10 protein-coding genes and 2 pseudogenes are annotated in these 14,567 nt (G+C 74.3%); 6 read left to right on the forward strand and 6 right to left on the reverse strand.

Going from position 1 to position 14,567, the window contains the following annotated elements; translation table 11 throughout:
* From EAO77_RS40295 to EAO77_RS23015, 3 genes are all read right to left on the reverse strand, one after another.
* Positions 1–522: biotin/lipoyl-containing protein (locus EAO77_RS40295; protein WP_315986109.1), on the reverse strand; the 522-nt coding region annotated here is incomplete at its 3' end.
* A 55-nt stretch (positions 523–577) separates the two neighbouring features.
* A complete protein-coding gene (gene lpdA / locus EAO77_RS23010; protein ID WP_147990203.1) occupies positions 578–1,966 on the reverse strand; it encodes a dihydrolipoyl dehydrogenase in 1,389 nt (462 codons plus the stop codon).
* A gap of 361 nt (positions 1,967–2,327) precedes the next feature.
* Positions 2,328–3,842, reverse strand: coding sequence for a leucyl aminopeptidase (locus EAO77_RS23015; protein WP_147990204.1), 1,515 nt, complete (start codon positions 3,840–3,842; stop codon positions 2,328–2,330).
* Positions 3,843–4,197: 355 nt separating this feature from the next.
* Here EAO77_RS23015 and EAO77_RS23020 point away from each other — a divergent pair, with 355 nt between their 5' ends.
* The 4 genes from EAO77_RS23020 to EAO77_RS23035 all read left to right on the forward strand — a co-directional run bounded on the left by EAO77_RS23020 (position 4,198) and on the right by EAO77_RS23035 (position 10,002).
* Complete coding sequence (locus tag EAO77_RS23020; RefSeq protein ID WP_147990205.1) at positions 4,198–6,240, forward strand: hypothetical protein; 2,043 nt, start codon at positions 4,198–4,200, stop codon at positions 6,238–6,240.
* 185 nt (positions 6,241–6,425) lie between these two features.
* Positions 6,426–7,916: a GT4 family glycosyltransferase PelF gene (gene pelF, locus EAO77_RS23025; RefSeq protein ID WP_147990206.1), complete on the forward strand. Its 1,491-nt coding sequence runs from the start codon at positions 6,426–6,428 to the stop codon at positions 7,914–7,916.
* Positions 7,913–9,373 carry a hypothetical protein gene (locus EAO77_RS23030; RefSeq protein ID WP_147990207.1) on the forward strand — a complete coding sequence of 487 codons (1,461 nt, stop codon included), beginning with the start codon at positions 7,913–7,915 and terminating at the stop codon, positions 9,371–9,373. The genes pelF and EAO77_RS23030 overlap by 4 nt, the downstream gene beginning before the upstream one ends.
* Positions 9,370–10,002, forward strand: a complete 633-nt coding sequence (locus EAO77_RS23035) for a spherulation-specific family 4 protein (RefSeq protein ID WP_147990208.1) — start codon at positions 9,370–9,372, stop codon at positions 10,000–10,002. Before EAO77_RS23030 ends, EAO77_RS23035 begins: the two co-directional genes overlap by 4 nt.
* A 9-nt stretch (positions 10,003–10,011) precedes the next feature.
* Here EAO77_RS23035 and EAO77_RS23040 read toward each other — a convergent pair whose 3' ends face one another.
* On the reverse strand, positions 10,012–10,788 hold the full coding sequence (locus tag EAO77_RS23040; RefSeq protein WP_147990209.1) for an adenosylcobinamide-GDP ribazoletransferase: 777 nt from the start codon (positions 10,786–10,788) through the stop codon (positions 10,012–10,014).
* A 122-nt stretch (positions 10,789–10,910) separates the two neighbouring features.
* Between EAO77_RS23040 and EAO77_RS23045 the strand changes: the two are divergent.
* A pseudogene (locus tag EAO77_RS23045) lies at positions 10,911–11,661 on the forward strand (hypothetical protein); the annotation flags it as partial.
* Between the two features lie 28 nt (positions 11,662–11,689).
* On the opposite strand, the gene EAO77_RS23050 reads toward EAO77_RS23045, so the two are convergent.
* Together EAO77_RS23050 and EAO77_RS23055 are read right to left on the reverse strand one after the other, a co-directional pair.
* Positions 11,690–12,388, reverse strand: a complete 699-nt coding sequence (locus EAO77_RS23050) for a hypothetical protein (RefSeq protein WP_147990211.1) — start codon at positions 12,386–12,388, stop codon at positions 11,690–11,692.
* Complete coding sequence (locus EAO77_RS23055; RefSeq protein ID WP_147990212.1) at positions 12,385–14,148, reverse strand: phosphatidylglycerol lysyltransferase domain-containing protein; 1,764 nt, start codon at positions 14,146–14,148, stop codon at positions 12,385–12,387. The genes EAO77_RS23050 and EAO77_RS23055 overlap by 4 nt, the downstream gene beginning before the upstream one ends.
* 107 nt (positions 14,149–14,255) lie before the next feature.
* Between EAO77_RS23055 and EAO77_RS23060 the strand changes: the two are divergent.
* Positions 14,256–14,567, forward strand: a pseudogene (locus EAO77_RS23060) (nicotinate-nucleotide--dimethylbenzimidazole phosphoribosyltransferase); the annotation flags it as partial.

Raw genomic sequence — 14,567 nt, forward strand, 5'->3', positions numbered from 1 at the left:
GGCGCCGGAGCCGTCGTCGATCACGGCCAGCTTGGCGCCGACCTCCGCGGTCTCGTCCTCGCCTACCACGATCGAGGCCAGCACGCCGGAGGCGGGCGCCGGGATCTCGGTGTCGACCTTGTCCGTGGAGACCTCGAGCAGCGGCTCGTCCTCCGAGACCTCCTCGCCGACCTCCTTCAGCCAGCGGGTGACGGTGCCCTCGGTGACGCTCTCGCCGAGCGCCGGAAGGACCACGTCGGTGCCCTCGGCGGAGCCGCCGCCCGAGGCCGCCTCGGGGGCGCCGGAGCCGTCGTCGATGACGGCCAGCTCGGCGCCGACCTCGACGGTCTCGTCCTCGGCCACCTTGATCGAGGCCAGCACGCCGGAGGCGGGGGCCGGGATCTCGGTGTCGACCTTGTCGGTGGAGACCTCGAGCAGCGGCTCGTCGGCCTCGACGCGCTCTCCCTCGGCCTTCAGCCAGCGGGTGACAGTGCCCTCGGTGACGCTCTCGCCGAGCGCCGGAAGGGTTACGGAAACCGCCATGGTTTCAGGTGCTCCTTACAAAAGTGCGGTAGTGGTCTGTCGCGCCCGTAACTGACTAGTCGTGGGAGTGCAGCGGCTTGCCGGCCAGCGCCAGGTGCGCCTCGCCGAGAGCCTCGTTCTGCGTCGGGTGCGCGTGGACGAGCTGCGCGACCTCGGCCGGCAGAGCCTCCCAGTTGTAGATCAGCTGGGCCTCGCCCACCTGCTCGCCCATACGGTCACCGACCATGTGGACGCCGACCACGGCACCGTCCTTGACCTGGACGAGCTTGATCTCGCCCGCGGTCTTCAGGATCTTGCTCTTGCCGTTGCCCGCGAGGTTGTACTTCAGGGCGACGACCTTGTCCGCACCGTAGATCTCCTTGGCCTTGGCCTCGGTGATGCCGACGGAGGCGACCTCGGGGTGGCAGTACGTCACCCGGGGCACACCGTCGTAGTCGATCGGGACGGTCTTCAGACCGGCCAGCCGCTCCGCCACCAGGATGCCCTCGGCGAAGCCGACGTGCGCGAGCTGAAGGGTGGGGACCAGGTCGCCGACCGCCGAGATGGTGTCCACGTTGGTCTGCATGTACTCGTTGACCAGGACGTAGCCGCGGTCCATCGCGACGCCCTGCTCCTCGTAGCCGAGGCCCTGCGAGACCGGGCCGCGGCCGATGGCGACCAGCAGCACCTCGGCCTCGAAGGTCTTGCCGTCGGCGAGGGTGACGCGCACGCCGTCCTGGGTGTACTCGGCCTTCTCGAAGAAGGTGCCCAGGTTGAACTTGATGCCGCGCTTGCGGAAGGCGCGCTCCAGCAGCTTGGAGCTGTTCTCGTCCTCGACCGGGACGAGGTGCTTGAGGCCCTCGATGACGGTGACGTCGGTGCCGAAGGACTTCCAGGCCGAGGCGAACTCGACGCCGATGACGCCGCCGCCCAGGATGATCGCCGACTGCGGGACGCGGTCCAGCGTCAGCGCGTGGTCCGAGGAGATGATGCGGTTGCCGTCGATCTCCAGACCCGGCAGGGACTTCGGCACGGAGCCGGTCGCCAGCAGGACGTGCCGGCCCTGGACGCGCCGGCCGTTCACGTCGACGGAGGTGGGGGAGGACAGACGGCCCTCGCCCTCGATGTAGGTCACCTTGCGGGAGGCGACCAGACCCTGCAGGCCCTTGTACAGGCCGGCGATCACGTCGTCCTTGTACTTGTGGACGCCCGCGATGTCGATGCCCTCGAACGAGGCCTTGACACCGAACTGCTCGGCCTCGCGGGCCTGGTCGGCGATCTCACCGGCGTGCAGCAGGGCCTTGGTGGGGATGCAGCCGTTGTGCAGGCAGGTGCCGCCCAGCTTGTTCTTCTCGATCAGTGCGACGTCCAGGCCCAGCTGAGCTCCGCGCAGGGCCGCAGCGTAACCGCCGCTACCGCCGCCGAGGATCACTAGGTCGAAAACGGTGCTGGCGTCGTTCGCCACGTCACGTCCTCCATGCATGTGCGCCGTTCGCCCCGGTCCTCGATGACCGGGCGGCGGCTGGTGTTCGGCCGCTTAGTCTTCGGCCCTGTGGTGGGGGCCCTGTCCTGCCGAGAACCCATCTTTGCACTTGTTGCCGGGACGCGGGACGCGGGGCCGGGGCTTGGGATGGTGAGCTTGAGCGCTTTCAGGGCTACCGGGTGGTAGAGAACGCGCCGCGGGCCCGTGCTGTTCCCGCCGCAGGCCGGGGCCGCGCACGCCCCGGGCCAGCGACGCGGCGCGTGACGGCCCGGGAGGCGTGAGGGGCCCGGGGCGTGCCCCGGGCCCCTCACGTCCGTGTGCCGGGAACCGTCCCCGGCCGGTGTCAGAGCCCGAGCTCGCCCGCCGCGGTCCGCTCCGCGAGACGGACCAGCGTGCGCACCGCCGAGCCCGTGCCGCCCTTGGGCGTGTACCCGTAGGGCGCGCCCTCGTGGAACGCCGGACCCGCGATGTCCAGGTGGGCCCAGGTGATGCCCTCGCCGACGAACTCCTTCAGGAACAGGCCGGCCACCAGGCCGCCGCCCATCCGCTCGCCCATGTTCGCGATGTCGGCGGTGGGGGAGTCCATGCCCTTGCGCAGGTCGGACGGGAGCGGCATCGGCCAGGACGCCTCGCCGACCTCGCCGGCGATCTCGTGGATCGAGGTACGGAAGTCGTCGTCGTTGGCCATGATGCCGAAGGTGCGGTTGCCGAGCGCCAGCACCATCGCGCCGGTCAGCGTCGCCACGTCCACGATGGCGTCCGGCTTCTCCTCCGACGCCTTGGTCAGCGCGTCGGCGAGCACCAGGCGGCCCTCGGCGTCGGTGTTGAGCACCTCCACCGTCTTGCCGCTGTACATGCGCAGCACGTCACCGGGGCGGGTGGCCGAGCCCGACGGCATGTTCTCGGCGAGCGCGAGCCAGCCGGTCACATTGACCTCCAGGCCCAGGCGCGCGGCGGCCACGACCGCGGCGAACACGGCGGCGGCGCCGGACATGTCGCACTTCATGGTCTCGTTGTGGCCGGCCGGCTTCAGCGAGATGCCGCCCGAGTCGTAGGTGATGCCCTTGCCCACCAGCGCCAGGTGCTTGGCGTCCTTGGCGTGGGTGTAGCTGATCTTCACCAGGCGCGGCGGGTTCTGCGAGCCCTGGCCGACACCGAGGATGCCGCCGAAGCCGCCCTTGACGAGCGCCTTCTCGTCGAGCACCTGCACCTTGAGGCCGTGCTCCTTGGCGGCGGCCGTCGCGACGGCCGCGAACGCCTCGGGGGTGAGGTCGTTCGGCGGGGTGTTGATCAGGTCGCGGGCGCGGTTGATCTCCTCCGCCACCGCGGCGGCACGCTCGGCGGCGGCCTTGAAGGCCTTGTCGCGGGGCCTGGCGCCCAGCAGGGCGACCTCGGCCAGCGGCTTCTTCCCGCCGGCGGCGTTCTCCTGGTAGGCGGTGAAGGCGTACGCGCCGAGCAGGGCGCCCTCGCCGATCGCCTGCGCGTCCTCGGCGGCCTCTATGGGCAGCGCGAAGGCGGCCTTCTTCGAGCCGGCCAGGGCGCGCGCGGCGCTGCCCGCCGCACGGCGCAGCGCCTCGGTGCCGTACGCCTCCCCGTCGCCGGGCTCCGTACCGAGTCCGACCGCCAGCACGACCGGCGCCTTGAGGCCGGCCGGGGCGGGGAGCTTGGTGACCTCGCCCTCGGCACCGCTCGCGCCGAGCGTCTGCAGGACAGTGGCGAGCTTTCCGTCGAACGCCTGGTCCACTGCCTCGGCGCCCGGGGCGACGACCGGGCCCTTGGCGCCCTTGGCGACGCCGACGACGACCGCGTCGGCACGCAGCGTCGCTGCGCCTGCGGTGCTGAGAGTGAGAGCAGTCACGGTGGTGAAATCTCGCTTCCTTGAGTTCCGGGTCCGCCGGGACGCCGTGTGGACGGAAGTCCGGTGGGCCGGAAGACATACCCCTGGTTGGTTGTGCACGGGAATGGATCCCATCGCCATGCCGGAGAAGAGCCTACGCGTGGCCATATGTCTCGCTCACGGCGGCGGCGGTTCACTCGTCCGTGGTGTCTCTTCCATGTTTCGGGCGAACGCTGGGAGAGCTCAGCCACACTCGGGCCATTCGGGCAAGGGGGCCGCGCGCTCCTTCGCATCATCTCCACAGGTCCCAGGTGCGCCGGGGAGGCGCACGCGGGACGGCGACGCGTCCGGGGAGGACGCGCAAGGGGGGAACCACATGGACCTGTACCGACCCCGCACGGGCAGAGCCGCCGCGGCGGCGCTCGCCGCCGTGCTGCTGGCCACGGCCGTCCCCGCGGCGGCATCGGCCGCTCCGGCGCCGCGCGTCGACCTGACCGTCCTGGTCGTCGACGACGGCGGCGCCGCCGTGGACGCGATCGTCTCCGAACTGGAGTCGACCGGCGTGCCCTTCCGGCGCCTGGACCTCGGGGACCCGGACCGCCCCACGGTGGACGCGGCCTTCCTCGGCGACACCGTCGACGGCCGCCCGCGCGCCAGGTACCAGGGCGTCGTCGTCCCGGACGAGGACCCGTTCGGCTCCGGCACCGCGGCCGGCGCCGCCGAGAACGAGGCCCTCTTCGCCTACGAGCGGACCTTCGGCATCCGCCAGGTCGACGCCTACACCTGGTCCCACCCCGGCGTGGGCCTGGACCACGTGGACGACGGCGGTCACGCCGGCGTCCTCGACGGGGCGCCCGCCGCGCTCACCGCCGCCGGCCGCTCCGGCCCCTTCGGCTACCTCGACGGACCGGTCGCCTTCGAGGACAACTCGCCCCAGGTCGCCGAGAGCTACGGCTACGCGGGCAGGCCGAGGGAAGGATTCACCAGCTACCTGGACCTGCCCGTCGGCGACGGCGCAGGGCGCGGCAGCCTGGTCGGCGAGTACGCCCACGACGGACGCCGCGAGCTGGTGGTGACCTTCGCCTACAACCGTCACCAGCGGCAGTTCCGGGTGCTGGCGCGCGGCATCGTCGAATGGCTCACCCAGGGCGTCCACCTCGGACAGAGCCGCAACTGGTTCTCGGTCCACGTCGACGACGTCTTCGCGCCCGACGCCCGCTGGGACACCGAGCGCAACTGCACCCCGGGCGACATCGACTGCGTCGGCGGCGGCGAGGAGGCCGCGCCGATCCGCATGACCGCCGACGACGCCGCCTACGCCGCGGCCTGGCAGCGCACTGCCGGATTCACCCTCGACATGGTCTACAACGCCGGCTCCGGGGAGGAGTGGAAGGCCGCCCACGGCGGCAGCGACCCGCTCGCCGACCGGCTGCTCGCCGACCGGGCCCGGTACCGCTGGATCAACCACACCTGGACCCACCCCTTCCTCGGCTGCGTGCAGGACGTGTCGGTCGTCCCGTGGCGGTGCGCGAAGGACGGCGCGGGCGCCACCCGGTGGGCGGGCCGGGCCGAGGTGTCCGCGCAGATCCGCGACAACCACGACTGGGCCGTGCGCAAGGGCCTCCCGGTGGACCGCACCGAACTGGTCACCGGCGAGCACTCGGGGCTGCGGACACTGCCGCAGCAGCCCGCCGACAACCCGAACCTCGCCGGAGCCCTCGCCGACAACGGCGTCACCTGGATCGCGAGCGACAACTCCCGGGAGCCGCAGCAGCGTCCGGTCGGCTCCGCGCTGACCGTGCCCCGCCACCCGATGAACGTGTACTACAACGTGGGCACGGCCGAGGAGATGACGGACGAGTACAACTGGATCTACACCTCCGCGGCCGACGGCGGCAGCGGCGTCTGCGAGACGAACCCGGCCTCCACCTGCCTGCCCGCGCCGCTGGACACGGCCACCGGGTACGCCGCGCACATCGCGCCGCAGGAGGCCCGCACCGCTCTCGGCCACGTCGTCGCGAACGACCCGCGCCCGCACTACGTCCACCAGTCCAACCTGGCCGAGGACCGGCTGCTCTACCCGGTCCTCGACAAGGTCCTCGCCGACTACCGCGGCCTGTTCGCCGACAACACCCCGCTCGTCAGCCCGCGCCAGCGCGAGGCCGGCGAGGAGATGAAGCGGCGCGCCGCGTGGCGGACGGCGCTCGCCGACGGTGCGGTCACCGCGTACCGCATCGGCGACACCGTCACCGTGAAGGCGCCCCGCGGGGTGGCCGCGCCCGTCACCGTCCCGGAGGGGACCCGCAGGCAGCACCTGCTGACCACCTCGGTGTTCGGCGGCGCCTACGCCGGCACCCGCTCCGCGTGGGCGACGCCCGAGCTGCTCCAGACGGCCGTCACGCTCCGCCTGCCCGTCTGATTCCCGCGCCACCGCGGCGCACCCGTCACGCCCGCCGGCGGACGACGACGTCCCCCGGCGGGTGCCCGCGCGTGCCCGGGCGCCCGTGTGCGCGCACCACGGGCGGGCCGCGCCTCCGCGCGCGACGGACCACCGTCGCGGCATACCCACCGTCCGCCGACCACTGTCCTTGGGGGGACGAACCGATGCTGAGCAGCGGTCGCCACGTCACCATGCTCACCGAAGGCACCTATCCGCACGTCCACGGGGGCGTGTCCACCTGGTGCGACCAGCTCGTACGCGGCATGCCGGAGGTCGACTTCCAGGTCGTCGCCCTCACCGGCAGCGGCCGGGAGCCGGTCACCTGGGAGCTGCCGGACAACGTCTACCGGCACGTCTCGTTCCCGCTGTGGGGACCCGAGCCGGCCGGCCGCCGGCTGCCGCGCCGCGAGCAGCGCCGCTTCCTCGACACCTACGAGCAGTTCCTGCTCGCCATGCTCGACCCGGACGCCGGCTGCGACTTCGGCACGGCGCTGGACCGGCTCGCCGGCTGGGCCAGGGAGGGACGGCTCACCTCGGCACTGCGCTCGGAGGCCGTCCTGCGGTCGCTGACGTGGATCTGGTCCATGCCCCACCTGCCGACGGCCGCCGCACGGCCCACCGTGCACGACGCGCTGACCGCCACGGACCTGCTGGAGCACGCCCTGCGCCCGCTGGGCGCCCGCATACCCGACGACGCCGTCGCCCACGCGGTCAGCGCCGGCCTCGCCACCCTGCCGGCGCTCGCCGCCCAGCACTTCGAGCGGGTGCCGTTCCTGCTCACCGAGCACGGCATCTATCTGCGCGAGCGCTACCTCGGCTACCGCACCCACCCGCAGCGCACCCCCGTGAAGACCCTGATGCTGGCCTTCTACCGGGAGCTGAACACCCTCGGCTACCGCCGCGCCGACCTGATCACGCCGTGCAACCGCTACAACCGGCGCTGGGAGGAGCACGGCGGCGCACCCGCCGCCCGCATCCGCACCGTCTACAACGGCGTCGACCCCGGAGCCTTTCCCGACGCCGGCGCCGAACCGGACGTGCCCACCGTCTCCTGGGCCGGCCGCATCGACCCCATCAAGGACCTGGAGACCCTGATCCGGGCGTACGCCGTCGTCCGGGCCGAACTGCCCGCCGCCCGGCTGCGGCTGTTCGGCGGCGTGCCCGAGGGCGGCGAGGCGTACCGCGTCCGGCTGGAGAAGCTCGCCGCCGAACTCGGCGTCGTCGACGGCATCGTCTGGGAGGGACGCATCTCCGACGTGGCCCGCGCCTACGGGGCCGGCAACGTCGTCGCGCTCTCCTCGATCAGCGAGGGCTTCCCGTTCTCCCTGATCGAGGCGATGTCCTGCGGCCGGGCGACCGTGTCGACCGACGTCGGCGGGGTGCGCGAGGCGGTCGGCGACACGGGGGTCGTCGTCCCGCCGCGCGAGCCCGCCGTGCTGGCCGCCGCGCTGACCGCGCTGCTGCGGGATCCGCAGCGCCGGGCCGCGCTGGGGCGCGCGGCACGGCAGCGGGTCGTCGACCGGTTCACGCTCAGCCGCTCCGTGGACGGCTTCCGCCGCATCTACCGTGAGCTGGCCGGCTTCCCCGACACCGGCAGGGACACCCCTTGCGCCACCGGCTTCGCCGTGCCCCGCCCCGAGGCGGTGCTGCGATGAGCGGCCCGCTGTGGCAGGAGCCCGGCGACCACCTCGACACCCTGCCCGCGCTGCCCCGCCGGCGCGGCCCCGCCCCGCGGACCGGCGTGGCCGCCGACCCGCTGGACGACCTGGCGCGGCGCCTGCGCGAGGTGATCGCCGCGGCCGTGCACCCCGACGAGATCGCCGCGATCCTCGAGTCCGACGGCATGACGGACGATCACATCCGCCTCGCCTACGGCCGGCCCGACTCCTTCGCGCTCGCCGCCGAGCTGTTCGCCACGGTGCCCCGCAGCCACCCCGAGCCACCCGTGCCCCCGGCCGCGCCGTGGCACACCGGACTGCTCGGCTCCCTGCTGCGCGGCCTGCTCTTCGCCCTGCCGGGCCTCGGCTGGCTCCTCGCCGCCCCGCTGCTCGGCGAGCCGGCCCTGCCGCCGCTGCTCGCGGGCGCGCTCACCGGCTGGATGTGGAACCAGGCCATGGCCCACCGGGCCTACTGCCGCCTGGGCCTGGGGGACCGCCCGGGGGCGGCCCGCTGCCTGGCCGTCGGGGCCCCGGCCGGCGCCCTGCTCTCGACGGCCGCGACCGCCGTGTGCACCGGCCCCGGGCAGTGGCCGTCGGCCGTCTTCTCCGCGGCCCAGGCGGTGTACCTGGGCGCGGCCACGGCGCTGCTCGTCCTGGGCCGTGAACGCACCCTGCTCCACTGCCTGCTGCCGCTTCCCGCCGGCACGGCCGTCCTCCTCCTCCACGACCTGCCCGTCGGAGCCCGCGCCCTGCTGTCGGCGGCCTCCCTCACGGCCACGGTCCTGACCGCCGCCGCCCTCCTCCGCCGCACCACGTCCGTGCCGCGCCCGGCGGACACCGGCCGAGGGACGCCCCGTCCCGCCGAGCCGCGGCTGACCGCGTCGCTGCCGCACGGGCTGTTCGGACTCGGTGCGGGCGTGCTCGTGCTGCACACCGCGCTCGGCGACGTCTTCCACGCGGAGCCCGGCGCGGTGGTCGCCGGGCCGTCGGCGGTCGCGCTGACCCTCGGCAACGGGCCCGCCGAGTGGCTGCTGCACCGCTTCCGGAGCGGCGCTCTCACCGGGCTGCGGTCGGTCACCTCGCCCGCCGCCTTCCGGCGGGCCGCGGTCCTGGTGCTCACCCGCTGCCTCGCCGCCCACCTCCTCGTCCTGTGCGCGCTCGCCGCCGCCGGCACCCTGCTGTGGCCCGGCGCGCCCGCCCTCGGCGGCGCACCCCTGGTGACGCTGCTCCTCGTCGGCGCGGTGCTCTGGACCGGGCTGCTGCTCCAGGCGTTCGGCGCGGTGACCGTCGCGGCGGCGGTCTGCTCGGTCGCCGCGCTGGTGCAGACCGCCCTCGCGGCGGCGGGCGCCGGGGCCCCGGAGACCGTCGGGCTCGCCGTCTCCGCCCTCGCGGCCGCCGCCCTGCTCGCCCTGGTCTGCGTCCTGCTCGGCCGGGCCACGGCCCACCGCCCGTGACGGGCCTGCTGGTGCCGTACTACGAGCACCCCGCCGACCGGCCCGCCGCCTGGGACCGCCTGGTGGCCGCCGCGCCGCTGCTGCACGCCGTCGTCCTCAACCCGGCCAGCGGCCCCGGCACGGCCGCCGACCCCGCCTTCGCCGCGGTGGCGGGGCGGCTGCGGGAGGCCGGGGTGCCCGTCCTCGGCTACGTCGACACCGGCTACGGCCGCCGCCCGCACGGGACCGTCGTCGGGGAGGCGCTGCGCCACCGCGACTGGTACGCGACCGACGGCGTCTTCCTCGACCAGGTGTCGTCCGGCCGCGACGCGCTGGCGCACTACACCCGGCTGACCGTCGCGGCACGGGTGGCGGGCGCGGCGACGGTGGTGCTCAACCACGGGGTGCCGCCCGACCCGGGCTACGCCCGGCTGGCCGAGCTGCTGGTGACCTTCGAGGGCCCGTGGGACGCGTACGACCCGGCCGCCGCGGCCCCCGCCTGGACGGCCGCCTTCCCGCCGGACCGCTTCTGCCACCTCGTCTACGCGGCCCCGCGCCACGCCCGCCCCGCCACCGAGGTGCACTGCACGGTCCCGGGCACGGGCGCACACCCCTGGGGCACGCTCCCGCACGGGGTGGGCGACCCGTGAGCGCGGGGCTCACCCCAGGACCAGCACCACCAGCGCCGCCGTTCCCGCCGTCTCCGCCAGGGCGCCGAATACATCGCCCGTCACGCCGCCGAGCCGCCGCACGCACCGGCGCAGCAGCAGCTCGGCGGCCGCCAGGGCGACGGCCACCGCGAGCACCGCGTGCAGGGCGGCGAGCGCGCCGCCCAGCACGGCGGCTGCACCCGCCGCTGCGGCCGTGACCAGGGCGGCCGTGCCCAGCGCGGCGCGAACGGGCACCGCCTCGGCGACGGCCGCGCCGAGACCGTCGGGCCGGGCGGCGGGCACACCCGTGCGCGAGGCCAGGGTCAGGGCCAGCCGGGCGGCCACCCCGGCCAGCACGGCGGCGCACGCCCCGCGGGCCCACCCGGCGGCGTAGAGCTCGCTCAGGGCGGCGACCTGGGCCAGCAGCGCGAGCAGCACGGTGACCACCCCGAAGGGCCCGATGTCCGACTGCTTCATGATCCGCAGGGCGTCCTCGGCCGGCTTCCCGCTGCCGAGGCCGTCGGCGGTGTCGGCGAGCCCGTCCAGATGAAGGGCCCTGGTGAGGACCGCGGGCACGGCGGTGCCCGCCACGGCCGCGAGGAGGGGGCCCGAGCCCAGCAGCACGAGGAGTCCGCCGGCCGCCGCGGCGCACAGCCCGACGACCAGCCCGGCCAGCGGGGCCCACAGCATCCCGGCCCGGCCGGCTTCACGGTCCCAGCGCGTCACCCGCACGGGCAGGACGGTCAGGGTGCCGAAGGCGAAACGTATGCCGTGCGAGGAGTCCACCGCGCGAGGGTAGCCCGTCGGCCGCGTCCGCCCGCAGGGGCCCGCCGGTCCCGAGCCGCACCCCGCCACCCGGCCCAGGCGGCGGTAAATTGCGCAAAACGCGCGAATCGGGAGCAAACGGCATGGGCCACTGGTTTTACCGCAACATCGTCGAGCCGGGGAAGCTCCCGATGTTCCTCGCGCTGGTCTCGTTCGTCCTCACCTTTCTCCTGACCCGGGTGATCACCCGCATGATCCGCGCGGGGCGGGGCCCCTTCGGCAACGTCAGTCCGGGCGGCCTGCACATCCACCACGTGGTCCCCGGTGTCGTGCTCACCGTCGTCGGGGGCTTCGGCGCCGTCGGCAGCGGCCGGCACGGCGTCGCCTCGGGGGTCTGCGCCGTGATCTTCGGCATCGGAGTCGGCCTCGTGCTCGACGAGTTCGCCCTGATCCTGCACCTGGACGACGTCTACTGGACCGAGCAGGGCCGCCAGAGCGTCGAGGTCGTCGTCCTCGCCGCCGCCCTCGCCCTGCTGGTGCTCAGCGGCTCCTCACCGCTCGGGGTGGACGGCCTGACACCGGACGAACGCCAGAACCGCGCCTCGCTCCTCCTCACCGTCGCCGCCAACTTCCTCTGCGTGCTGATCGCCCTCGTCAAGGGCAAGGCCCGGCTCGGCCTGCTCGGCGTGCTCGTCCCGTTCGTCGCCCTCGTCGGCGCGGTGCGCCTCGCCCGCCCCGGCTCGCCGTGGGCGCGCCGCTTCTACCGCAACCGGCCGAAGGCCAGGGCGCGTTCGGCGCTGCGCGCCATCCGCCACGACCGCCGCTGGGAGCGGCCCCGGCGTGCCTTCCAGGACCTGATCGGCGGCGCCCCCGACACGCCGGCCGACTCCACCGACCGCGAGCTTCCGTGAGGCGGCACGCCCTACGGCGGGCCGCCGCGCCCAGGGGCGCCGGACCGCGCCCGGCGGTGCCGCAGGCCGCGCGCCAGGGCGTCCGCCGCGCACAGCACCGCGGCCGCCGCGACGGCCGCCAGATGCTCCTTGCCCGCCAGATCCGGCCGCACGATCACCTCGGCGACCATCGCGGCCACCACCAGGGCGGCCGTCGCCCACGCCCGGTAGCGGTAGCAGACGCACAGCGCGAGACCCACGACGGCGGCCGACGGCCCCGAGTCCACGACCGCGGCGTTCGACGCGGGCAGCCCGAACGCCCCGTCCGGCCCGACCGCGACGCCGATCCGCGCGTACACGGTGCCCGCCAGCGTCGAGACGTACGCGATCACCACCAGCGCCACGCGCCCGAGCGTGATCTCCGCGACGCCGAACACCACGAGGATCTGCACCAGCGCGCCCCACACCGGCAGCTGCGGCGCCGGGACGAACGGCGACAGGGGCGTCCGCAGCAGGGCGAGCCACAGCGGGTCCCCGGCACGCACGAAGCCCACCGCCTCCACCACGGGCAGTCCCCAGGACCGGTGTTGGAGCGCGAAGGCGACGGCGGTCAGCCCGACCGCCACCAGGGTGAGCGGGACCGCCCGCCAGCTCCTCGCCACGAGCGCGGTGTGGACCACCCCGTACAGCGGCCCCCATTCCCGGCGGGCGAAGGCGGACGCGGTGTTCACCGACCGCTCTCCAGCCGACGGCGGCGTGCCCACTCGGGCAGCCCCGGGGCCTCCAGGAATCCCTCGGCGCGCGCGGAGGCGACACCGATGCGCGGCAGGTCGGAGCTCTTCTCGAAGAGCATGTACCGCGGCTCCCAGATCGGCCGGTACTTGGCGTTCGCCCGGTAGAGGGACTCGATCTGCCACCAGCGCGAGAAGAAGCCGAGCACCGAACGCCAGAGCCTCAGCACCGGCCCCGCACCGAGCCTGGAGCCCCGTTCGAAGACCGACCGGAACATCGCGAAGTTCAGGGAGACCTGCGTGATCCCGATCTCCTCGGCGCGCTGGAGGAGTTCGATGACCATGAACTCGGTCAGCCCGTTCTCGGCCTCCCGGTCACGGCGCATCAGATCCAGCGACAGCCCCTCGGGACCCCACGGCACGAAGCTGAGCAGCGCCTTCGGTGTCCCGTCGCCGTCCGAGCACTCCAGCATCACGCAGCGGCCGTCCGCCGGGTCGCCGAGCCGCCCCAGGGCCATCGAGAAACCGCGCTCGGTCGCGCCGTCGCGCCACTCGTCGGCGCGCCGCAGCAACGCGGCCGCCTCCTCGGGCGGGATGTCCTCGTGGCGCCGGATCCGGACCTGGTACCCGGCGCGCCTGACCCGGTTGTACGCCTGGCGCACGGACCGCATCGCGCGCCCCTCCAGCGTGAACTCGTCCGTGTCGACGATCGCCTCGTCGCCCAGCTCCAGCGCGTCCAGGCCGTGCCGGGCGTAGACCGTGCCCGCCTCCTCGCCGGCGCCCATCACCGCCGGCACCCAGCCGTGCTCACGGGCCTGGGCCAGCCAGGGGGCGATCGCGCCCGGCCATGCCTCGGGGTCGCCGATGGGATCGCCGGACGCGAGCGACACCCCGCCCACCACGCGGTACGCCACGGCCGCCTTGCCCGTCGGCGACCACACGACGCTCTTCTCGCGCCGCAGCGCGAAGTACCCCAGGGAGTCGCGGTCGCCGTGCCGTTCCAGCAGCGCGCGCAGCCGGGCCTCGTCGTCCTCGGTGATCGGGTCGACGGCGCGGCGCGAGCGGAACGCCGCGTACAGCACGGCGAGCACCAGCAGCGTGGACATGATGTTGATCAGGACGTCGACCCACCCCGGGGTGGTGATCGTGGGGAAGCGGTCGTCGTCGACGGCGACGGAGACCAGCCGCATCGCGCCGTAGCGCCACTTCTCCAGGAACGTCGAACTCTGCGGCGAGGTGTTGGTGAGCGCGACGAGACCGGTGGCGAGCAGCGACGTGACGAGGAGTCCGCCGACGGCGACCCCGGTCGCCAGCTTCGGGTTGGAGCGGTCGCCCTTGGCGTAGAACTCCCGGCGACCGGCCAGCAGCGCGGCCACGAAGGCCGCGGTGAGGACGAACGAGATCCAGTTCTGGGCGTGCCCGCGGATCTCGGGGAACACCAGCGCGACGGCGAACAGCAGCAGGAACAGACCGCCGAGCACGAGGTTCAGGATCCAGGCGGCCCGCTTGCGGCGCCGCATGGTCACCGCGAGGAAGAGGGTGAAGACGCCGGACGCGAAGCCCGCGGTGAGCAGATAGGGCGTGAAGTAGTTGTCGGCGTTGTGGCGGCGCAGATCCTGGCCCAGCGACACCCACACGGCGCTCAGGAAGTTCACGAACGTCACGATGCGCAGGTACCACACAGCGAACGCGGCGGCCCGCCGCGCGCGGGCGCCGCCGCCCCGGCCGGTGCCCTCGTCGTTCTCGCGGACATCTCCCATGAAACGGGATCATATGGGGCGCCGTCGGCGTGTGTACGGACAAGCCGAAGGCCGCCCCCGGACGGACCGGCGGCGGCCTGGAGGTCTTCCTGGCGCATCCCTCTCGGGGCGGGCGGSCSSTSTCCGTGCTGGCCCGCCGGTCGGGTGTCCCGGTGCGGATCGTCGACGCCGGTCTGGACTGCGATCCGGAACTGCTTCCCGAGGACGTCACCCGCCACCGGGTGCGGCGCGGCAGCGGGCGCATCGACATCGAGGACGCGCTCACCGTCGAGGAGGCCGAGCAGGCGGTGCGCCTCGGCATGGCGATCGCCGACGAGGAGGCCGACTCGGGCACCGACGTGGTCGTGCTCGGCGACCTCAGCGTCGGCGGGACGACCGCCGCCGCCACGCTGATCGCCGCCCTGTGCGGCACGGACGCG

Origin of the sequence: Streptomyces sp. T39 (assembly GCF_008042045.1) — a bacterium.
Taxonomy (GTDB): Bacteria; Actinomycetota; Actinomycetes; order Streptomycetales; family Streptomycetaceae; genus Streptomyces.